The following is a 22,791-nucleotide window of genomic DNA, read 5'->3' on the forward strand; positions in this document are numbered from 1 at the left end:
GTGATAGAGCGGTTTAGTGCTGACTTACTTTTGTCCGTTTCTAAGTCAAGAAAACGAACTCGTTGTGCCTAAATTTTGTTGGCCTTCGAATGAAGGTTTGGCATTTTTTATGTTTGGTTGAGTCGTGTTTAGCTGAGTGGGTGTTGGTTAAATGAGTTTGAAGCTTGTACCTTCAATGCAGTTAATCACTTGCAGTGAGCTGATGTGCAGATACTACTTCGGGACGCTTTGCGCCATCCATGGCCGCTTAACGAAAACATCCCTGTTTTCGATACCCTCAGGCGCATCTACACTGGGTCATTCTATCTCTTCGATTTAGCTTCATTTGGTACGAATGTTAAGTTAACAGCTAACCTGGTTTTGCCCCATTCCTTGCTAGGGATGCCAATTCGCCAATTTCAACTTACTGAATAATTTTCAGTCTATTCGGGTAATAAAGGTTTGCTCGTCATCCACAAAAGCTACAAAGCCGCCGTGATAGATAAATACCCGACCACGCCCCTCAACTAAGCAGGCAAGCTGTGGGTCCAAATCTTCTTCGTTACCCTGTCTTTGATATGTGCCGATATCGGTGATTACGCCGCTGAGAGTAGGCAAATATCTATAAGTTCGCTTTGCTTGATCAACCAGGTTCAATTCGCTGGCGGTAGAGAAGCAAGAGGGTATCGTACCGGCTTCTTCGATAAACATAGTTTTCAGTTCTTCAAAAGCTGTGATCACTAGCCAGTCGATGCCGTTAACATGATGGATAAACATTGAGTTTCTCGGTAATTCTGATGCGGAGATTTTAACATTATCAGGGGCAGAACGTAGTAGAGATTTAGTAATTCTGTGCAATTTACGGTCATTCACTAGGCCACCTTGAAACACGTCTTTGCCCCAAAGCTTGTTAGAGAGCATCCAATTTAAACTTTGCTCGAACTTAGTTATCGCTAATTTATGAAAGCACCATTTTGATATAAATTTATCTACGATTAACATCATAGAATCTTTGCGACAGCATACTGTGTTTTTACACAGTTATAATTCATTTGTGTTAGAACAACAGTGTTGTTTCTCGTTATGTAATTGCGAAAATTCTCGGTTTTACCTAAAGGATAATTCTATCTAATTGAATTAGCTGATTTTTGTTAACATATCTGCTCTGCATAACGAGTTTGTATTATTCTCAATTATCTAAATTCTTGCTTTTGCCTAGACTAAAAGGTGATTGATTTGGATTATTTAAGCTGATAAGTTACTAAAATCATTAATAATTAAAGCCATTTGGATGTTGTGTTTTGGTGAGCTTCTCAGGATGTTTATCGGAATTCTCGTTAATACGCTGTTAAACCTCATGGAGTAGTAATCGATAATGGATGAAATTTTAAGCTTCACGTTAAAAGAAGTCGGGGGAGCAGCGGCGATACTAGCTGCATTTTCAGCTTTTTTAGGTGCCATATGGAAAAATCGCATTCATATGAGGGAAAAATACCAATTTGATGCGGCACTGAAGCAGATTGAATCTTCACATGCACGTCAAACTCAATCACTTGAGCATGAACTACAGATTGAAAGACACGCAGCACAACTAGGTCATGCAAAGCTAATCGAAAAACGAGCCTCAATTATTGATGATGTTTACAAGCTATTAGTTGAGCTACACGAGGCAATATACGACACAATTCGACCTGATTACTTCGGTAGGGACAAGCCATCAAAACAAGAAGCATATGAGTTGGCACTACCAAAATTTGATTCTTTTGTTGAAAGCTTTGAGAAGAACAAAATATATTTTTCTGCTGACATAGCAAAAATAGTATCTGAGTTTTATGTGGCCGCAGCGCAGACGCTGGGCCAAGCTCGCGTTGCTATCAACTCCGGTGAATCATTGGGTAAGGGTGACACTCCGAATCTTCAAAAATTATTTGAAAAAGTAAATTATGAAATGGGGCAAGCTCGCAATGCTGTAGAGGAAGACTTTAGAGGTATTCTTCGTGTTGGCGAGGTTTAACAAGCAACTGCAGCGGATCAATTTTCGCTGCGCTTCAATTGCCCGCTGAGTTGGGCGTTATCGAATATTCGATTCCCATACTTTTCCTAACACTAGTCGTCATTTTTAGAGTTTGGTTCTAGCTCATTTTTGTCCATAAATGATTTAGATTCCTTGATTGAAAAAGCCTAAATTCAGCTTTGAACTTGAGGCCGTTGAAGTCTTTTTTATAAAAGAGTGCGTGAGCTAGCCCGCTAGCTTTCGTGGTACAGGTCGTTCCTTGGCATCCTGCCATCACGACATTCGTGAATCCATTCATATCAGATGTACCATCGGAAGCGATAGTATTTTCACTCTTTATTGCATGATGGGCCGAAGCAGTCTGCAAATGTAGGTCAAAGTTAAATCTGACCCCATGGCGACTTTTCGCAGCTGTTGTTTTGTAAAGAGCGAACAGCCGTTGGTTTCCACTTGGTCTGGTGTGGGCGAAGCGCCACGACGTTAGCGGCAGTAGGCCGAAGGCCATAAGTACAAGATATAAAAAACAAAGCTGGATTCCGGCTCAAAAACATTGCCGGAATGACAAAGTATTTGGCCCGTGCAGTGTGGAACCTTGCGATCTTAAGCGTTAGTGATCGTAGGTCTATCTTAAATCCACTTTTGTCCAGAAATAAGTTAACTCATGTTCTTGTATAGCACTTTTCCATAGCCATCAATTAAGTTGAATCGAAGAGATAAAATTCAGGTGTAGATAAGCTAGGGAGTATCCAAAACACGGATGTTTTGGTTGAGCCCACAAGGATGTGCAGCGGCGTCTCACTGGATTATCTGCACTAAAGCCTGCGGCAGGTAATTAATAACATTGAATTAACGATTTAAAACAAACTAGTAGATATGAAATAGGTTGGGCATTATTCGGACGAAAGTTTAACTACCAGCCAATAATGGGCCACAAATAAGTTAGTTTTCTTGGCGTAGAAATGGATAAGTAAACTCTGAACTTGAGGACTTTGTGCTGCTCAACTAAATCCATAGACACCTTTTACTCTAAGGTAAAAAAGGCCTCAACCGGTTACGTTAAAGCCTAAACCTGCCTAATTTACATTGTCGTTGTCTGAGTTAATAATCGATTAAGCCGAATTTAACTTCACCAAAGCAAGGCTTATACAACAATCCCCAAGCCATAAGATGACTTGGGGATTGTTGTTTTTCGTAAATATTTCTGCTGTAAATATTTGTAGTCTATATCTACTTGGCGTTAACGTTTCCGCTATTGCTTAGGCAACTTGCGACCATATATCAGCAAATAAATTGCGGGGATAACAAATAGCGATAATAGCGGCGCAGTCACCATACCGCCGACCATAGGTGCGGCAATTTTTTGCATGACTTCATTGCCAGTTCCGCTACCCCACATAATTGGCAGTAAACCAAAAAATATGGTGGCGACTGTCATGGCTTTAGGGCGAATTCGCATTACGGCACCCTCAACTAAGGCGGCAGTTAAATCCGCTCTACTGTGGTAGTTGCCGGCTTGTTTATAGGCCTTAATACTATTATTAAGGTATACCTGCATTACTACGCCAAACTCGGCGGCAACCCCAGCGAGGGCAATCATACCGACCGATACCGCAACGGAAAAGTTAAAATCCAGCCCATAAAGTAGCCATGCACTACCTACCAATGAAAAAGGCAAACTTAACATGATCACCGATGCTTGTATGACCGAATTAAATGTCATCATTAGCAGCATAAAAATTACCGCAATCATTAATGGGATCACCATTTTCATCTTAGCATCAACCCGCTGCATGTACTCGTATTGCCCCGCAAAGCTATAGTTGTAGCGCGGAGGCAGAGTAATTTGTTGCTTAAGTGCCTTTTCAGCCGCAACGATATATTCACCAATCGAAATGTCTTTGAGATCGACAAACACCCATGAGATCAGGCGGCCATTTTCACTGGCTAACATGGGGGCACCATCACTGATGTTGAGATCAGCTAAATAGCTTAATGGTAAGTATTTCCCTGTTTTAGTCAGCACAGGTAAGTTTTTGAGTTTCTCGATATTATCTCGTAACTCTCGCGGGTAACGTATATTGATGGGATAGCGTTCTTGGCCTTGAATTGACTCACCAATGGTCATGCCACCAATAGCCATTTGCACTACATCTTGGATATCTTTTAAGGTCATGCCATAGCGTGCAGCATTTTTAAGATCTGGGGTAATATCAATATATCGCCCACCGCTACTGCGCTGTGAAAATGCTGACACTGTGCCAGGTAATTGGTTTACTACCGCTTCTATTTCAGCGCCAATACGTTGCAGTTCTTCGACATTCGACCCCGATATCTTTATGCCAACAGGTGTTCTCACCCCAGTAGATAACATATCGATACGAGTCTTAATCGGTTGCACCCAAGCATTAGTCATCCCTGGAATACGCACGGTTTTTTGCAGTTCTGCAATAATGCTTTCTAAGGTTACGCCATCACGCCATTCTGCTGTGGGTTTGAGCATAATAGTGGTTTCGAGCATGGTTAGCGGTGCAGGATCCGTTGCGGTAATGGCGCGGCCCACTTTGCCAAATACCCGTTTGACTTCGGGAACGGTTTTTATTAGTCGGTCGGTTTGCTGCAATATTTCTGCCGCTTTACCCGCGCTGACACTGGGCAATGTGGTTGGCATATAGAGCAGATCACCTTCTTCCAAGGTGGGCATAAATTCTGATCCCATCTGGCTTAATGGGTAGTAAGCACTGAATAGCACAATAATCGCCAATCCAATGGTGATTTTAGGGAAGTTCAGTACCCATTTAAGTAATGGCTGATAGATAGCAATCAATACCCGACTAATAGGGTTTTTACGCTCATCAGGGATTTTCCCGCGGACAAAGTAGCCCATTAATACTGGAATTAAGGTGATTGCTAAGATTGCAGATGCGGCCATGGCAAAGGTTTTAGTAAAGGCCAGTGGATGGAATAAACGTCCTTCTTGTGCTTCAAGGGCAAAGACTGGAGTAAAGCTTAATGTAATGATCAATAAGCTGAAGAACAGTGCTGGGCCGACCTCAATTGAGGCTTCTTTTACCAGTTGCCAGTGATCTTCTCCCTCAGGAGCCTTACCGTGTTTTTGACGATAATGTTCTAAATGTTTATGAGTATTTTCGACCATCACAATAGAGGCATCAACCACAGCACCAATGGCAATGGCAATACCGCCTAAGCTCATAATATTGGCATTGACTCCAATAATATTCATGGCGATAAAGCTGACTAAAATTGAAATAGGTAAGGTGATAATCGCCACTAAGGTTGAGCGGGCATGCAGTAAAAACAGTAGGCAAATAAGCCCAACTACGAGCATTTCTTCAAGTACTTTATGAGTAAGGTTATCGACTGAGCGCAAGATTAAGTCTGAGCGGTCATAAGTGGTGACTAACTCGACACCATCAGGTAGTCCATTACTGATTTGCTCGAGTTTTTTCTTCACATTATTAATGGTTTCAAGGGCATTTTCACCGTAGCGCATTACGACAATGCCGCCGACGACTTCGCCTTTACCATCAAGTTCTGCAATGCCACGGCGCGCTGCCGGGCCGGTTCTTAATTGCGCGACATCTTTCATTAATACCGGCGTGCCGGTTTCGGACAAGATACCTAAGGGAATTTCAGCAAAGTCAGCAATGGTCTGGCGATAACCACTTGAGGTGATCATATATTCTGCTTCGGCCATTTCAATCACCGAGCCGCCAGTCGAGCTATTGGAATTATCTAAGGCATTTTTAATGGTCATTAAGTCGATTTGATACAAAGCTAGCTTATGCGGGTCGACGACCACTTGATAAGTTTGTTCCATACCACCGACGGTAGCAACTTCAGATACTCCTGCAACACTTTGTAATTCAAGCTTTAAAAACCAATCTTGTAATGAACGTAATTGAGCTAAATCATATTGTCCGTTGCGATCGACTAAGGCGTATTGAAAAATCCAACCTACACCAGAAGCATCTGGCCCAATGCTTGGCGTAACGCCGGCAGGCAGTTGATCTTGGGTTTGAGACAAGTATTCTAATACCCGTGAACGTGCCCAATAAATGTCGGTGCCGTCTTCAAAAATGACGTACACAAATGAATCGCCAAACATTGAAAACCCACGCACCGTTTTAGCACCGGGCACGGCAAGCATGGCCGATGACAATGGATAGGTAATTTGATCTTCAACCAATTGCGGTGCTTGGCCTGGGTATGACGTTTTAACAATCACTTGCACATCGGATAAGTCGGGAAGCGCATCGAGTGGTGTCATGCGCATCGCTTGATAACCCACTAAGGCGATAACGGCCGTGAGTACCAACACCATAACGCGTTGTTTTATTGAAGCACTGATAATTTTTGCTAACATTGTTGTGCTCCTTTAGTGCTGGTGAGCATCTGTCGCAGTGGCATTTATTGGCGCATTACTTAAACGCTGTAAACTGCCTTGAATACTGGCTTCTGAGTCCAATAAGAACTGCCCTGAAATAACCACTTTGTCATGTTCATTCAGTCCCTCTAAAATTTCGGCTCTACCGTCTGCCATCATACCAATTTTGACTGGCACCGAAGCAAAGCTGGTATCACTGCGCTGCACCACAATACGGTTCTCACGTCCGGTAAGAATCAGCGCCTCAGTTGGCACAGTGAGCACGTTATTTTTAGGCAAACCATATAAGGTCACATCCACTAAGCTACCGGGCCTAAGCTTGTCGTGATGATTATTCAGTTTGATCCGCACTCGCATTGCGCGGGTGACTGGGTCTAATTCGGGGTAGATGTAGTCAATGGTTGAGTCGATATCAAACAGTCCTTGCGCCGCGGCACTCACAGTGACTTTACGACCTTGTTGTAACCAATTTTGTTCGTTTTCAAACACATCTGCAATCACCCATACGCTGTCTAAATTAACGATTTCAAACAAGGTATCACCTGGCTGAATGTACATACCATCGCGAACGGTTAATTTACTGATAAAACCATCTTGCGGAGCATAAAAAGGTACTTTAAAAATGGTTTCACCGGTTTTTTCTAAGTGCTTGATTACAGAGCTATCAACACCGAGTAGTTCTAAGCGTTTGCGTGCTTTGCGTAATAAACTACTGCCCCGTTTTGTATCTTGTTTAAGGTAGTCTTGTGCTTGGGAATAGTCGTCTTGGGCATTGACCAGTTCTGGCGAGTACAGCTCATATAAAAGTTGGCCCTTTTTTATTTGTTGTCCCACGTTATTTACCGTTAGCGTTTCTATCCATCCGGTTGCGCGTGTATGCACATGACCAATCGCATTTTGGTTATATTCTACTGTGCCTATGGTGTTAACTTGGCGAGATAAGCTCGTTCTTTCAACGACATGACTTCGCATGCCTAATGCCTGCTGCATGCCGCCAGATACACCGACCACAATTTCTTGGCTTGGGTCTGTCACGGTCACTTTTTCAAGGTTCATACCACAGATAGGGCAAGTTCCAGGTGCATCGGATATCACATGTGGATGCATAGGACAGACATATTTTACATTGGTGCTATCGCTCTGATTGGCTGTCGGCATTAATTTAGCGACTAATGCGGGTTCAGGTTGACTAAACACCTTATCTGCTTGGCTTTTTTCTACAGAAGCAGCACTTTGCATGTTTGCCATTGGCGCCTGAGTGTCGTCAACTGTGGATTCTTCTTCCTCCTCTTTGACGACGAGAAACATATTACAAATTGGACAGGTTCCCTCTTTATCACTGATCACTTCAGGGTGCATCGGGCAAGTATAGGTTTTACCAGCTTGTACCTGATGCTGGGCATGATCGTGCTCTGCGCCATAAACGACAGGTGATGTCATAGTAATAGGGATTATTACCCCAACAAACGCGCCTAGTAGCACACTAGAAAGTGGTAATTTCTTCATAACAACCTCGATATTCATCATGACGATACTGACGATCGTCATGATGAGAAACACTAAAAACAATTATATTGAACGTACGCAATGCACAAGAATAATCAATTAAACTTGTTTGCTATGCTTTGTTCTACTGGGATAGCGTTTTGCATGTTTGTCATTGGATGCTGCATGTTTGCCATTGGATGATGAGTGTCGCCAGCGCTGGACTCAGCTTGCTCCTCTTTGACGACGAGGAACATATTGCAGATGGGACAGCGTCCCTCTTTATCGCTGATCACTTCAGGGTGCATCGGGCAAGTATAGGTTTGACTGGCTTGCGACTGATGCTGGGTATGATCGTGCTCTGCGCCATAAGCAACAGGTGATGTGAGAGCTGCTGGGATGATGACACCAACGAATGCGCTTAATAGCACGCTAAAAAATGGTAAATTTTTCATAATAACCTCGATATTCATCATGATAATACTGACGATCGTCATGATGATAAACGCTAAAAAACAATAGTATTGACTGTGCTCAACGCACAAGAATGATCAATTGAATTAAGCGATAGGAGGGCGGAACGCAGGAGGGAAAGCGATTGATACACGGTTAACAACCATTGCAAGCGGTGCAGGATAGACCGGAATATTAAGCATCGCCAATGGCATATCAATTAGGTTAGCGGTAAACGAAATAGTCAAACAGTGGTTACAATCTGGACTACAAACACCTGAACCATTACAACAGCTGGTTTGCGGTAACGATGCAGCAATGGATTCATCCACATTATTGACAGCACTTGGCATATCATGACAATTCTTCATTGCCCCGTGCATCGTCATCGTTGTTGTGGTGTTGTCAGTGTTAGCGGACATTTTTTGAGCCATTTCTGCATGGGCCATTGGCACCATCAAACTGTCATTAGTCAGCAACCCCTGTCCGACAAGTGCGAACAAAGTGATTATGATGATCCAATAGTTTGACTGCTTTGCTCTCATTTAGCCTTAACCAAGTCGTTTTATGGGGTTAGCTTAACAGACCTTTACTTCAGTAAACATCTTTCAAGTAATAACACATTATATTCATTAATCTGAAAATGATGATAACGCTTTTATGACCATTATCGTGTGATACACATTCCATTTCATTAATTTAGGGTCCACTTAGGTTTAAAACGGCATTATTTACCTTTTAGTTTGAGCCTATACCTGTTGCGCTTGAGCATATCAATCACCCAAATTAATCCACTGAAGGTTAACCATAAAGTGATAAATGCAAACATCATAATAGGGATGTTATTAAAACTGCCTTGATTGGTGTAATCCATAAAGTGCAGCATAAAAAATACATCGGCTAAACGTGTATGTTCATCACTGTGGCCGACGAGTCGACCCGACTGCGCTTCAATATACACGCTGGTGGTAATGTTATCGGCAAAGTTTATCTGCCAAGTGTCATTGTGCTGTTTTGGAAAGTCGTCTAATGGTGGGGTGAGTAAGCGAGTTGAACTGATTTCGGCCTCTCCAGAGTAGGACGCTTTGGCCAGCTGTTGTGCCATTGTGGTATCAATTACGACTGGGTTACCGTCATACGCATCAACTAAGGTGTAGTCATGGTTAAGATTATTGTATAAGCCTTTTTCATGGGTTAATAAGTAGTAAGGCTTACCTAATAAAGTCATGAGGTTCAGTGACACGCTAGGCTTAAATGTGGCCAAAATAGTGCTAGGTTCAAGCAAACGATGAGTTTCTATTACCACGTCAGCGTGAGTATCGTTAAGGTGGGTAAGACCTTGGGCTTTATTGTGATCCATGAGATTAAAATACAGGCCGCTGATTAACCATAGCAGTAACTGGATCCCTACAATGACAGATGCCCATTTATGCAGTTTTCTGATCCAAAGCATTAGGCAACCCCACTGTGTTTACGCTTACTCAACATAGGCTTGCGTTTGTTTTTAGTACGACGTAATACCCTGAAATACGTCAAGGTTAACCCGCTAACGGCAGCTAAAGTTGAGAGCAGTGCTATCCAGAATAATAACTGATTATCGATTTCTTCAGCATCGCCATAATCCATCACATGAAAGCGAAACATCCAGTCGAATAAACGCCAAAATGCATGGCGCTTTGCTACTACTAATCCGCTGTCAGCAGAGATATAAATTGATGGTGCGGAAAAGTGGTCGAAATTAATTCGCCACGCAGGTAAGTGGCGAGCACTAAGTTCAAAAGGCGGATTATCGATCAGTAAACTCACGTCGGTAATCGGCTCATTACCAAGGTAATAATATTGGGCTAATGCAAAGGCTGTTGTTTGATTAAGTGGCGATAAACGTTCCCCTGTCTGGGCATTTAGCATTAGCTGCTGAGTTGCTGTTTTGGTTGGAATGGAAAAGCGGTATACGTCTTGTTGCATCAGTTTACCGACGCTTATTTGCTCTGCTTTAGGGTAAGTTTGTAACAGTTTTGCCAATGAATACTCTAGCTTATCGGGGTTGATTTTTGTCTGGGGGTTACTGATCAGCGAATCACCATGAATATAGTCAATATGCATAAACACCATATATGTTCCTGTCACTGACCAAATAACGAACTGTAGTCCGAGAAAAAGCATTAGCCATTTATGGAGTGTTCTTGCAGTTTTATGCATTTAAATTAACCTTATTATTTTTGTTTGTTTGTTTGGTTAAAAAGCGTTTTATGCGAGTCAATCAGGCTTTAAATGACCATCGAGTTAGCATTAGCGGTTAAGTGACTCATAGTTTGCAGCAATTTATGTTAATCGTGAAGCTAAACAAGTGCTGTCAACGGACGACAATAGCCGTACCTTTATCCAAGAAAATGCATTGACTTAAATTTGCTGTGGTTAATATTTTGCCTTAAGTGTTATCAGCCGCTAGCCAAGGGCGAAGGCTTATAGCCGTAGTCAAATTAGGTGGCATTTAACTCATTTTTTCGTTCAGCATTATCTTTATTGACCGCTTGGTTAACTAAATTTAGTCATCGATATTTATTTCGGTCATGTATGTGCAAAAGTCGAGACCTAGCTCGCACTTTAGACATTTTTTAGATAAATAATTCTCAAAATAGCGACTAAAATCAATTTTATAATTTCGAATAATCCTAAACTAGACTTATAAATATTAGAAATTCCTTTTTTGCTATTACGGAGATTGAACAATGAACTGGCGTGCACTATTTAAACCAAGCGCGAAGTACTCGATTATTGCCCTTATAGTGGTTGGTGTAATAGTGGGTGTCGTAGGTTATTTCACAACACAACAAACTTTGCATGCAACAAGTACCGATGCTTTTTGTATGACATGTCACCGTGACCATTCGTTAAGAGATGAGGTTATGGCGTCAGCTCATGGTGGTGGTAGAGCCGGTGTCACAGTGCAATGTCAAGATTGTCATTTACCACATGGCCCATTTGATTATTTAGTTAAAAAAATTATTGTTTCTAAAGATTTAATTGGTTTAATGACCATTGATGGCTTTATGACGCAAGAATGGTTAGATGAAAACCGTAAAGAACAAGCTGATTTAGCATTAGAATACTTTCGCGGTAATGATTCAGCTAACTGTCGCCATTGCCACACTCGTATTTATGAAGATCAGCCAGATACGATGAAGAAAATGGCCGTAAGAATGCACAGTATGAACTTTAAAAAAGCACCAGAAGACAGAAAGACCTGTGTCGATTGTCATAAAGGTGTCGCGCATCCTTATCCTAAAAAGTAATGTGCCGATATTGTTAACTAAAAAACCTCGTTAAATAACGAGGTTTTTTTATACCAATGGTTCAGCTTCTCGGCGTTTGATTACTTGTTGATGCTGTTAATAAGCGGGCTAGAGTGCTGTGAATGATAGTGCTCAAATAGCGCAAATACTCCCCAAAGCAAAATCGCCCGATAATGTGGCGCAGGCTTGTTGTTTCGGGGATTTTTTAAGAATGTGATGAGTACTAGTAGCAGGTGCATCACCGCGGTAATACAGGCTAATACATTAATAAAGAGCCGAACGTCTGCGCTGAAAATAAACCAGCCGTAAGCCACCAAACACCACATCGACAAAGTAGCCGTTTTACCAATAAGTACAATATCGTTTATTGATATCGGCATTGACTTAATCGGCCGATAATTCGGTATTGTTCGGCTGATATTGGTACAGTCGATAACATACTTGACCTGCCTTTTTTTCTTTTAAGGCAACCCAGGTTGCTGGCACATCGAATGAGGTCAATTCTGATTCGGTTTCGAGATAAATTTGTGCATTGGGGTTTAACCATTGGTGTTGCATCAATAAATCAATGGTGTTGTTTACTAAATCTTTACGAAACGGCGGATCGATAAACACCATATCAAATCCTGTTGAAGTGCCTTTTGCAAGTATTTGTAAACTATCGCCATTAATAACCTCTGCATTTTGGCATTGCAGGGTGGCAAGATTTTGTTTTAGCTGATTAGCCGCATTTTTTTGCAGTTCAATCATGGTTGCAAAGCTGGCATAACGGGATAAAGCTTCGAGGGATAATGCGCCACTGCCAGCGAAGCAATCAAGTACTCTGGCGCCACGAATATCGTTAGCAAGCCAATTAAATAAGGTCTCGCGCACACGATCGGTTGTTGGGCGTAAACCTTCAAGATCATGGATGGGTAGCTTTCGAGATCGCCATTGACCTGAAATAATCCGCACCTGACCGCTGCTGGTATTTTTTTTAGCCATCTCATCCTCGTGATTTTGCCTGAACAAAGAAAAAAGAAAGTGGTAGACTATGCCACAATCTGAACCGTCGTTATTTTATATCAAACTTGTGATTAAATGTGAGTATTCATCATTTTACTGGTTAGAGATGCAACAAACGGCTTCAACTGAATTTTTAAGCATATAAATACTGGTAGCAAACATGGCAAAGAAAGGTTTTTTTTCCTGGTTTCGTAAAGATAAGCCCGTCCCTGAAGGTGAAGATCAACAACAGCTTGATGTTGATAAACAGCATGACATTGCTATAGAGGCTACTGAACAACCCCAACATGCTGAGCTGCACAAGCAAGCCGATGACACCGCCCGTATAGAAGAAACCGAGCGACTGGAACTTGAGCGTATCGAACATGAGCGCCTCGAGCATCAGCGTCTAGACAATGAACGCGCTGAGCAAGCTCGTATTGAGGCTGATCGTATTGCTGCAGAACGTCAGGCCGCAGAAGTGCTAGCAGCCCAAAAGCTGGCAACCGAGCAGGCGGAGCAACAACGGCTTGAGCATGAGCAAGCAGAGCAGGCTCGTGTTGAGGCTGATCGTCTTGAAGCAGCTCGTATTGCTGCAGAACGTCAGGCTGCAGAAGTGCTAGCAGCCCAAAAGCTGGCAGTAGAACAGGCGGAGCAACAACGGCTTGAGCATGAGCAAGCAGAGCAGGCTCGTGTTGAGGCTGATCGTCTTGAGGCCGCTCGTATTGCAGCAGAACGTCAGGCCGCAGAAGTGTTAGCAGCCCAAAAGCTGGCAGCAGAACAGGCGGAGCAACAACGCCTTGAGCATGAGCAAGCAGAGCAAGCCCGTATTGAGGCCGAGCATATTGCTGCGCAAATCTTAGCTACTGAAGCGCTAGCCGCCGAGCAGTTAGTTGAACAACAGGCTCCAATAGAGTCGATTGCGTTAGATGAACAAGATGAGCCTCAAGCTAAACCGCAGAAAGAAGGTATGTTTGCCCGTTTAAAGCGTGGCTTGATGCGCACCAGTGAAAATATCGGTTCAGGTTTCATTGGCTTTTTCCGCGGTAAAAAAATTGATGATGAGTTATTTGAAGAACTTGAAGAACAATTATTGATTGCCGATGTTGGCGTAGAAACGACGACTAAATTGATCAAAAGCCTCACCGAACATGCATCACGTAAACAACTTAAAAATGCCGAAGCACTTTATGATTTAATGCGTGAAGAAATGCAAAAAATGCTCGATCCGGTAGCCGTTCCTTTGGTTGCCGAAAATGCTAATGGCCCGTTTGTAATTTTAATGATTGGTGTCAACGGCGTGGGCAAAACTACCACCATAGGTAAGCTCGCTAAACAGTATCAAAGCCAAGGTAAATCTGTCATGTTAGCAGCGGGTGACACTTTCCGCGCAGCAGCGGTAGAGCAGTTACAAGTATGGGGGCAGCGCAATAATATTCCTGTAGTGGCACAACATACTGGTGCTGACAGTGCTTCAGTCATATTTGATGCCTTACAAGCTGCTAAAGCACGTAAAGTTGACGTATTGATCGCCGATACAGCTGGGCGTTTACAGAATAAAAGCCACTTAATGGAAGAGTTAAAAAAGGTATTGCGAGTAATGAAAAAACTCGACCCTGATGCTCCCCATGAAGTGATGCTAACCTTGGATGCGAGTACCGGGCAGAATGCCATTAGCCAAGCACAACTCTTTAAAGAAGCGGTTGGTGTGACCGGCATTACCATCAGTAAGTTAGATGGTACCGCCAAAGGTGGGGTTATTTTTGCGATTGCCGATAAATTTTCTATTCCGATCCGTCATATTGGTGTGGGTGAGCAAATTGATGATTTGCGTACCTTTAACGCCAATGATTTTATTGAAGCATTATTTAGTCAGGATAAAACGGACCAATAATATATGATCCAATTTGAGCAGGTCAGTAAAGTCTATTCAGGGGGCCAAAAAGCCCTTATGGATGTCAATTTTCATCTTCGACAAGGTGAAATGGCCTTTTTAACTGGCCATTCTGGTGCCGGTAAAAGCACTTTGCTCAAATTGATTACCGTGATTGAACGTGCCACGGCAGGTAAGGTGTCTATTAATGGGCATAATATTGCGAATGTAGGGCCGAAACATGTGCCCTATTTACGACGTAATATCGGCATGATTTTCCAAAATCATCACTTGCTGATGGATAAAACCGTCTTTGACAATATCGCCTTACCGTTAGTGATTGAAGGCTTTACCCATGGTGAAATTCGTAAGCGTGTCGCAGGTGCTCTCGACATGGTCGGTTTATATGGCAAAGAACGACATTTACCGATCATGCTGTCTGGTGGTGAGCAACAACGCGTCGGTATCGCGCGCGCTATTGTTAATAAGCCTCCTTTACTGTTAGCTGATGAACCTACGGGTAACTTGGACCCTAAATTATCGATGGATATTTTACGCTTATTTGAGGCCTTTAATGACTCAGGTACCAGCGTGCTTATTGCCACCCATGATTTAGGTCTCATCGCGCGCATGAAATACCGTACTTTTACGCTGCGTGAAGGACGAATGCTTGGTGGGGAACGTTCAGCTGCTGAGGAGAATATGGGATGAGTAAAAAACCGAGTATTACTCAAAGTAAATTACCCTTGAGTGGCCGAATCGTGATGTTTTTTATTCGTCATGTACAGCAAGGCATGTCGAGTATGGGCGAACTTTGGCGCAACCCAGTATCATCTATTATGACCATGGCTGTATTGGGCGTGAGTTTAAGCTTACCGGCTGCACTGCAGGTATTGGTTAAAAATGCCGAAAATATCACTCAGTCTTGGAACAGTGCCGCAGAAATTTCATTATTTATTAACAAAGGGCGCAGTGAACAATCTATTCAAAGTTTGTTGTCGCGCATTAAAGCTTTTCGTGAAGTTGAATCAGTCACTTACATTAGTCGCGAGCAAGCACTAGAAGAGTTTCAGCGTTTATCGGGATTTGGTGAGGCGCTGTCATATTTAGATGAAAACCCATTACCTGCTGTAGTTACGGTAACGCCCTCGCTTAAATACTCTAGTCCAACAGGCGCACGTGAGTTATTGGTAAAATTAGAACGCGAATCCGAAGTTGATTTTGGTCGTTTAGACATTGAATGGCTAGAACGTTTGCAAGCATTGCTTAAGTTACTTGAAAAAACCGTACTAGCGATTGCCACTTTATTGGTACTCGCAGTGGTATTAGTGATTGGTAACACCATTCGTTTGGCGATCATGAATCGTCGAACCGAAATTGAAGTCATGAAACTCGTCGGCGCGACAGAAGCCTTTATTCAACGGCCATTTTTATATACTGGGATTTGGTATGGCGTGATAGGCGGGATTTTGGCGTGGCTGATTATTAATGTGTTAGTGTGGTATCTTGATGGTGCTTTAGCCGAGTTATTGGGTTTATACGGTAGTGAGTTAACGATTCAAGCATTAACATTTTCTGAGTTGATTAAGCTGGTATTACTGGCCTCATTTTTAGGCTGGTTGGGATCGTATTTGTCTGTACGTCAGCACTTACGTAGCATTGAACCGTCATAATAGCAGGCGTATAATTATCAGCAGCTGATAATAAATGAACCTTTGTTCACTTGCTTTGTGGCTACCTTGCGGTAAAAATGTTCACCTAGTTGAACCTTATTTGACATATGATGTCATATAGTTGATAGTTTATCGGCTAAATCGAGTGAGCCTCGTTTCTTTATCAACTACAGTGTTGTTAGCTGATAGTGTTGTGAACTAACAGACTCGACTCATCGTATTGAGTTAGCTGAAATATATTTTTGAATGTAGTAGGAGAGCGAATGACTTATCAAACGCAATCAATGGCGCTGGCTGTACCACACAGCACTAGCAGTCTAGAAGCGTACATCCAGTCTGTGACCAGCATTAACATGTTGGATGCGGATACCGAGTACGACATCGCCAAGCGTTTACAAGAAAATGGCGATCTACATGCTGCAAAGCAACTAATTATGTCCCATCTTCGTTTTGTTGTGCATGTTGCCAAAGGTTACTCAGGATACGGTTTGCCGCAGGCTGACCTTATTCAAGAAGGTAATATCGGCTTGATGAAAGCGGTTAAACGCTTCGACCCTGATGTCGGGGTGCGTCTGGTGTCTTTTGCCGTGCATTGGATTAAAGCTGAAATTCATGAATACGTGTTGAAAAACTGGCGTATTGTGAAAGTTGCGACCACAAAAGCACAGCGTAAGTTATTCTTTAATATTCGTAAATCTAAAAAACGTTTAGGTTGGTTTAGTGATGCTGAAGTGACTATGGTCGCGGAGAATTTGGGAGTATCGAAAGCTGACGTGACCGAAATGGAGTCGCGGATGGCAGCCCAAGATCCGGCTTTTGACTTAACCAATGACAGTGATGATGATAATCATGATTTTGCCCCAGCATTGTATCTGGAAGATCATTCTTCAGATTTGGCCGATCAGGTTGAACATGCTAATTGGGAAGCTGATTCTCAAGCACGTTTATTATCAGCTATCAAAACTTTAGATGAACGCAGTCAGCACATATTACGTGCGCGTTGGTTAGATGACAATAAAGTCACCTTGCAAGAGCTTGCATCGACTTATCAAGTGTCTGCTGAACGTATTAGACAGCTAGAAAAAAATGCTATGAACAAGCTTAAATCTTGCATGGAGTAATACTCCAGCCTGTTTGTTGCTCAATTAAAACCTGCTACGGCAGGTTTTTTTATGGCTAAAATTTGCAGTGTCGTTTACGCGGCATTATCTGTTGCAGGTAACGTGAGTCTAATAAACTGCTATGGCTGATAGCCACTTTGTTTAGGGTATCGCTATGAATTACTGCGCTGTTTTTGATGCGCTTATCTGCGGTTGAATTGCCGCAATAATGCTTTTTCTAGGCACTTTTAACCCACTTGAAACCACATTTTGTGGCCAGACAAAAAACTGCCTAGGACGCTTGAAGCGTGCCAGTGTTGATTCAACTAACTGACTCAGTTGCAAGTTGACAACATCTATATCGATCGCCATTTTATTATGGTCACAATGGAGGTTATGGTTGCTCCCAACGTTATGGCTATTGTCTACTGCGCAATAATCAATAATAGCGCCAGGTAAGTGACCAAACGTCGCATCGGTTACTGCAAATACAATTGCCTGGGCGACATTTGGATGGCTTAATAACACAGCTTCAATTTGTTCTGGATGAATATTTTCACCGCCACAGATAAACATGTTATCCACTCGCCCTAAAATACTGAGCTGCCCTTCAGGATCTAATTGGCCCTTATCATTGGTACAAAACCAGCCTTGATCATCTAATGGTAAGGTTAACCCTTGCTCGGTTAAATAGCCTAAAAATAAACACTCACCTTTGACGTAAATAACGCCATCTTTTAATCTAAGCTGTCTTGAAGGTAAAGGATACCCATGATGACCTAATAAATTCGCTTTCGCTGTGGTAATTTGCGAGCTCATTTCTGTCATACCATAGCTAGTGTAAGCATTGATATTTTGCTGTTTTAGCGTCTCAATAAGTGCGGGTTCTATGACGCCACCACCTAAAAGTAAGGCGCTGATATGGGCAAATGCATCAGGTTGCTGTTGCAGTATCTGAATCGCTTGGGTGGGCACTAATGACACATGAGTAATATGGTTGTCAGTCAGTTGCTCAGCCAGTGGCTGTGCGGAATTTCGTAGCACAATGCAGGCGCCGGCTAAGGTGCAGCGATGAATAATGGCTAAACCACCAATGTGAAACAGTGGCAATGATAATAACCAAGTGTCAGATACCTTAAGAGCAATGAAGCTCGCAGACCCTCTGGCGCTGCTCAGATGGTTGTTTAAACAATGGACCGCTGCTTTTGGTGGGCCACTTGAGCCAGAGGTGAGAATAATGTTTGAAGCTATATGGGGTGATATTTCAGCGCTGTGGCTGGCGCCTTGAGGTAAGATTTTAGGCAGATCAATATCGAGCCAATGGCGGATTTTTATTAGCGTTTTTCTGGTGGGAGTATCGGTCCAGAGCCATTGCAGATCAAAGCGTTCAATAAGCTGATTGATCTGCATATCGGCAAATCTAGGCGACAGAGGTAAAAATACCCACCCAGCATCAACGCAGGCCCAATACAGACAGATCATCTCAATATTATTGTGGGATAAACATGCGACTATGTCGCCTTGCTTGACGCCTTGAGCTTGTAATTGTTGCCCTACATGATGGACTAAACCACTTAAGCGAGCGTAGTTGATCCGAGAGTTCACATCTTGGTCTAAAGTGGCCTCTTCAATGGCAATGGCGTTCGGGTAATTTAACCCTGCTTGATGCAAAGGTGACATCATGATTAATTCACCTTGTTTGAGTCACGTGCTTGGCCTATATGCATCAGTGGCTCTAGTACTTGCTCATTGAGTTGCGGTGATAGTTCTGATGTAGCCAACAGCAAGGGCTGCGTAAAGGCGCTTAATGTATCAAGGCCCGGTGACTCATCAGGGGTTAAAGCTTGGCTTACCAAGCGTAAGTCGTTAATGCCCATATTCGCTTCTAAGCTTGAGCTTAATATACAACGTACCCCCTCAAGATGAGCTTGGCTTATCATATTTTGCAATTTCTCCAGCGAACCCAATAACATGGGTTTGATGATTAATGCGCCTAAACCGGGTTGTTGTAAGGCGACATCTAGATCAAACTGAGGCGAGTTGAGTGATTCATCAAGCGCATATTTAATCCCTAATTGGCTATATATTTGTCGATTATCGTTAGGGTTAATGCAAGGCTCTTCAATATATTCAATTTTGTGTTTGGGTAAGCAGGCTAAAAAGTCGATAGCTTGTTCAAGACTAAAGCCTGCATTGGCATCTAAACGTAAAGTGACGTGCGGTGCGATAGCCAGTATTTGATACACAAATTGGATCTCGCTTGCCATGTCGGTTTGAGCCACTTTAACTTTAACGCTGTTTATGTCGCCTTGTGTTAGGAGCTTTTGGGTCATAACCTCGATTGACATACCATCATAAAGTAATGGAACTACAGCTGATTGAGTATGAGGATTATCGATGCGAATAGGCAATATATGAGTTAATTTTGCATCCAATAAGCTCAATGCAAATGCTAGCGATGGTAGCGACATCTGCTGGGCCATGTCATTTAATATCGCCAAGGGTTGATCAATTAAATTTGCTAACACATGCTGCAGTTGCCATTGCACCTCAGCAAGGGATTCTTGGCTAAAGCCGCTGATCACTTGGCTATTAATGTCTAAGCCTGACAGTGGCGCGATTTCAACCCAAGCTGTTTGCTGGTTATTGAGTTGGATCTCGAGCACCAAGCCTTTACGACAATCAATTCGTTGCTTACCTACAGGTAAATAAGAGTTAAGCTCAATTTGATACTGATACAGGCTACAACGGCTGATGGTTAAGTGGTCAAGTAATGACATTATTGCTCCTTTAAACCGGTTAACGGTTCTGGGCATAATAACGCCAGTAAGGTATCGGTAAATAAGTCAGGGTGCAGGCTGTGAATATTATGCCCTGCGGCATGCAATGGCTTTAGCTGTAAGTGTTGAGCAGAATCGGCGAGTGAAGCCTGCCAATCGATAGCCACTTGTGCAAACTTTTTATCATCTACACCATAAATAAAATGACACGGGCAGTTTAGGCGCTCAAGCACCTTTCGACAGTCTTGTTGCAAGCTCAGTGAGGTTGTTATAAAGCAATTAGCCAAGCGTTGGGGATCGTTAATCCGCCGTATAGCGATAAGTTGTTGTTTTTGATGTTTACTCAAGTCGCTAAAAACAGCTTGCTGATACCACAGGCTGAGAAAGTCTGTTATGGGTAAATACTTGAGTTTGTTCGCCCACAGGTTATCGCTTTGGGATCGAGCCGCTTGCTGCTGAGAGTCTTGCAAACCAGGATGAGCAGATTCGAGGGTTAAGCTTAAGAGTGAATCTGCAAAGTCATCGGCAATATGCAGTGCAATTCGCCCCCCAAGAGAATAGCCGAGTAAATGAAACTGCCTATAACCCATGGCATGTATTTTATTGGCGATCAGCTTTGCAGCTTGGTGCAACCCCGGCGAGTCTAAAGTGTCGATATTCTCGCCATGACCAGGTAAGTCAATACAAATACAATGAAAATATTGGCTTAAACGCGGCATTAAAATAGACCAGTCGTCTTTGCTGCCCAAAAAACCATGCAGCATCAGTAATGCGGGTAATTGTGGTTGGCCAAAACGATGGATCATCACCATTAGTGTTGTTTCACCCATTGGTTGATTTGCGTTATTTGATCGCTCGCTTGAGTTGGGCTGACATTAACTTCAATGACTGACGCACAATTAAACTCAAAGGCTTCATGATAAGCCTGATTAAACGATTCAATGTCATCTGCTTGTCGATAAGCCAAACCAAACATGGCGGCACCATAGCCAAACTCTAAACCATGACTTAAGCGGTAAAAATCATTACGCAGGCTTTCATTAGGAACAGGCAATAAATTAAAGATATTGCCGCCATCGTTATTGAGAATAACCAGCACAAATGGTTGAGTCATTTGCTTCAAGAGTGCCAATGAATTGAAATCATGCAAGCAAGACAAGTCGCCCATAACTAGAGTGGTTGGTGCATTTTTATCTGCCGCAATACCACAAGCGGTGGCAATTAAACCATCAATACCCGACGCGCCACGATTGGTATAAATTGCCGGTGTGTTAGTGGCAATTGGCGCATACATATCATAGAGGCGAATCGGTAAACTATTACCAATAAACAGTACATTTTGGTCTGTTTGCGCTAAAGCGATTGCTCGTATCACTTGCGCTTCACCAAAGGTTGTATTGTCTATTTGTTGTTTCAACAGCGACTCTAACGACTCATTTAGCGGTAATAATGCTAATGCCCAGTTGGCCTGTGATGAGCGTGGCCAAGGGAGCTGGCATACGGCTTGAACACTGGCTTGGAAAAAATCTTTAGCTTGATGGGCCGGATCTAAACGATCGCTGTACTTACCTATTTGCCAATAGCTATGCCAATTTTGCTGGGCAATATATTGAATTAATCGTTTGGAAATAAAGCGCCCACCAAACACTAATATCCGCTCAGCTTGTTCAAGTTGTTTGTTGGCTTTAGCGTTTAATAATAACTGATCAACGTGACCAATTACCCCAGGATGCTGGCGTAATTGTGATTGCGCATCGACCAATACTGGCCAGCCCAACTTTTGCCCTAATGCGACGATTTGCTGAGCATTATCCTCTGGAGCTAAAGTTCCTACTACTATTACGCCTTTACCATGAACAAAGCGCATTAAGGTGTCGGTAGACGGTAACTCAGCACTGGCTGGACGAGCATAACGAGTCAGTGGCTTAGTGGTTTCAAACCATTGGTTTAAGGGCGCAAGATACGTTGATGTTGTTACACTAGCCGTTTTCTTCACATGAGCTAATGTGACCAATTCTGCGGGGTATAGAGGCTCGCGGTACATACAATTTATGTGTACTGGTTGATGCTGGTTGGCCACAGCGTGATCAATCGTACTCAGTAATGCACTCGCCGGATAACCCAGATCAGGCGTCGGTAAATTAACTTGCTTGGCATATTGCGCAAATATGGCGGGCTGAATAATCGCTTGATTAGCACCGCAATCAATCAATTCAGGCGGTCTGTCACCCGATAAAATAATCAACGGCACATGGGTTAACCATGCTTCTACAATGGCCGGGTAAAGGTTTGCCACCGCAGTACCTGAAGTGGTAATGATGGCGACAGGCGCATTGCTGGCCTTTGCCAGTCCGAGGGCCATAAAACCTAATCCACGCTCATCAAAATGAATGTGGCGTGTCAGTAAGGTTTGACTCGCAGCGGCCAATGTTAACGGAGTAGAGCGAGAACCTGGTGCCATACAGACATGCTTAACTCCTAAGCGTGCCAGTTCCTCCAAGATCAATTGACCCCATAACAAATTCATATCGGCGCTGGTTTGTTGTTGCATATCGGCTCATATTACAAATAAATAATCGAATATTAGTGTAACGCTAAGTTAGCGTTACATCTAAGATTTAGTGCAGGTTTTTATCCAAAAATGACGAAAAAAATGCTTAACGTTTCAATCAAACAGCAGCCATATTCGGTCTTGTTTTATTTTTGTTGTACTACAGTTACTAATATGATTTAAATAAGACATTAAAAACAA

Annotated in this window: 18 protein-coding genes and 1 pseudogene; 6 read left to right on the forward strand and 13 right to left on the reverse strand. The window is 42.8% G+C overall.

Going from position 1 to position 22,791, the window contains the following annotated elements:
• Positions 1-417: 417 nt before the first annotated feature.
• Complete coding sequence (locus tag H5123_RS08545; protein ID WP_124018459.1) at positions 418-756, reverse strand: cytosolic protein; 339 nt, start codon at positions 754-756, stop codon at positions 418-420.
• Between the two features lie 598 nt (positions 757-1,354).
• On the opposite strand from H5123_RS08545, the gene H5123_RS08550 reads away from it, so the two are divergent.
• On the forward strand, positions 1,355-1,993 hold the full coding sequence (locus tag H5123_RS08550) for a hypothetical protein (RefSeq protein ID WP_182697688.1): 639 nt from the start codon (positions 1,355-1,357) through the stop codon (positions 1,991-1,993).
• A gap of 1,249 nt (positions 1,994-3,242) precedes the next feature.
• Here H5123_RS08550 and H5123_RS08555 read toward each other — a convergent pair.
• From H5123_RS08555 to H5123_RS08580, 6 genes and pseudogenes are all read right to left on the reverse strand, one after another.
• A complete protein-coding gene (locus H5123_RS08555; RefSeq protein ID WP_182697689.1) occupies positions 3,243-6,377 on the reverse strand; it encodes an efflux RND transporter permease subunit in 3,135 nt (1,044 codons plus the stop codon).
• A 12-nt stretch (positions 6,378-6,389) separates the two neighbouring features.
• Positions 6,390-7,904: an efflux RND transporter periplasmic adaptor subunit gene (locus H5123_RS08560; protein ID WP_182697690.1), complete on the reverse strand. Its 1,515-nt coding sequence runs from the start codon at positions 7,902-7,904 to the stop codon at positions 6,390-6,392.
• Between the two features lie 214 nt (positions 7,905-8,118).
• Positions 8,119-8,338: pseudogene (locus tag H5123_RS08565) on the reverse strand (heavy metal-binding domain-containing protein); the annotation flags it as partial.
• Between the two features lie 105 nt (positions 8,339-8,443).
• Positions 8,444-8,815 (reverse strand): hypothetical protein, encoded by a 372-nt coding sequence (locus H5123_RS08570; protein ID WP_182697691.1) that lies wholly within the window; start codon positions 8,813-8,815, stop codon positions 8,444-8,446.
• 248 nt (positions 8,816-9,063) lie between these two features.
• Positions 9,064-9,789: a hypothetical protein gene (locus H5123_RS08575; RefSeq protein ID WP_182697692.1), complete on the reverse strand. Its 726-nt coding sequence runs from the start codon at positions 9,787-9,789 to the stop codon at positions 9,064-9,066.
• Positions 9,789-10,535 (reverse strand): PepSY domain-containing protein, encoded by a 747-nt coding sequence (locus H5123_RS08580; RefSeq protein WP_182697693.1) that lies wholly within the window; start codon positions 10,533-10,535, stop codon positions 9,789-9,791. Before H5123_RS08580 ends, H5123_RS08575 begins: the two co-directional genes overlap by 1 nt.
• Before the next feature lie 530 nt (positions 10,536-11,065).
• Between H5123_RS08580 and H5123_RS08585 the strand changes: the two genes are divergently transcribed.
• Complete coding sequence (locus tag H5123_RS08585; protein ID WP_124017396.1) at positions 11,066-11,629, forward strand: NapC/NirT family cytochrome c; 564 nt, start codon at positions 11,066-11,068, stop codon at positions 11,627-11,629.
• A gap of 80 nt (positions 11,630-11,709) precedes the next feature.
• Here H5123_RS08585 and H5123_RS08590 read toward each other — a convergent pair whose 3' ends face one another.
• Complete coding sequence (locus H5123_RS08590) at positions 11,710-12,009, reverse strand: DUF1145 domain-containing protein (RefSeq protein ID WP_182697694.1); 300 nt, start codon at positions 12,007-12,009, stop codon at positions 11,710-11,712.
• Positions 12,010-12,013: 4 nt separating this feature from the next.
• Positions 12,014-12,613, reverse strand: a complete 600-nt coding sequence (gene rsmD, locus H5123_RS08595; RefSeq protein WP_182697695.1) for a 16S rRNA (guanine(966)-N(2))-methyltransferase RsmD — start codon at positions 12,611-12,613, stop codon at positions 12,014-12,016.
• A 181-nt stretch (positions 12,614-12,794) separates the two neighbouring features.
• On the opposite strand from rsmD, the gene ftsY reads away from it, so the two are divergent.
• From ftsY to rpoH, 4 genes are all read left to right on the forward strand, one after another.
• Positions 12,795-14,507, forward strand: coding sequence for a signal recognition particle-docking protein FtsY (gene ftsY / locus H5123_RS08600; RefSeq protein WP_182697696.1), 1,713 nt, complete (start codon positions 12,795-12,797; stop codon positions 14,505-14,507).
• 3 nt (positions 14,508-14,510) lie between these two features.
• Positions 14,511-15,197: a cell division ATP-binding protein FtsE gene (gene ftsE, locus H5123_RS08605; protein ID WP_182697697.1), complete on the forward strand. Its 687-nt coding sequence runs from the start codon at positions 14,511-14,513 to the stop codon at positions 15,195-15,197.
• Positions 15,194-16,159, forward strand: coding sequence for a permease-like cell division protein FtsX (ftsX, locus tag H5123_RS08610; RefSeq protein ID WP_124017401.1), 966 nt, complete (start codon positions 15,194-15,196; stop codon positions 16,157-16,159). Before ftsE ends, ftsX begins: the two co-directional genes overlap by 4 nt.
• A gap of 263 nt (positions 16,160-16,422) precedes the next feature.
• The gene (gene rpoH / locus H5123_RS08615; RefSeq protein ID WP_124017402.1) at positions 16,423-17,280 is read left to right on the forward strand and encodes an RNA polymerase sigma factor RpoH; all 858 of its coding nucleotides are present in this window, start codon (positions 16,423-16,425) and stop codon (positions 17,278-17,280) included.
• 159 nt (positions 17,281-17,439) lie between these two features.
• On the opposite strand, the gene menE is transcribed toward rpoH, so the two are convergent.
• The 4 genes from menE to menD are packed head-to-tail and all read right to left on the reverse strand — an operon-like array spanning position 17,440 to position 22,590.
• Complete coding sequence (gene menE / locus H5123_RS08620; protein ID WP_182697698.1) at positions 17,440-18,942, reverse strand: o-succinylbenzoate--CoA ligase; 1,503 nt, start codon at positions 18,940-18,942, stop codon at positions 17,440-17,442.
• 2 nt (positions 18,943-18,944) lie between these two features.
• Complete coding sequence (gene menC / locus H5123_RS08625) at positions 18,945-20,039, reverse strand: o-succinylbenzoate synthase (protein ID WP_182697699.1); 1,095 nt, start codon at positions 20,037-20,039, stop codon at positions 18,945-18,947.
• The gene (gene menH / locus H5123_RS08630; RefSeq protein ID WP_182697700.1) at positions 20,039-20,869 is read right to left on the reverse strand and encodes a 2-succinyl-6-hydroxy-2,4-cyclohexadiene-1-carboxylate synthase; all 831 of its coding nucleotides are present in this window, start codon (positions 20,867-20,869) and stop codon (positions 20,039-20,041) included. The genes menC and menH overlap by 1 nt, the downstream gene beginning before the upstream one ends.
• A complete protein-coding gene (gene menD / locus H5123_RS08635; protein WP_182697701.1) occupies positions 20,851-22,590 on the reverse strand; it encodes a 2-succinyl-5-enolpyruvyl-6-hydroxy-3-cyclohexene-1-carboxylic-acid synthase in 1,740 nt (579 codons plus the stop codon). Before menD ends, menH begins: the two co-directional genes overlap by 19 nt.
• Between the last annotated feature and the right edge of the window lie 201 nt (positions 22,591-22,791).

The organism is Shewanella sp. SR43-4 (assembly GCF_014163845.1).
Taxonomy (GTDB): Bacteria; Pseudomonadota; Gammaproteobacteria; order Enterobacterales; family Shewanellaceae; genus Shewanella; species Shewanella vesiculosa.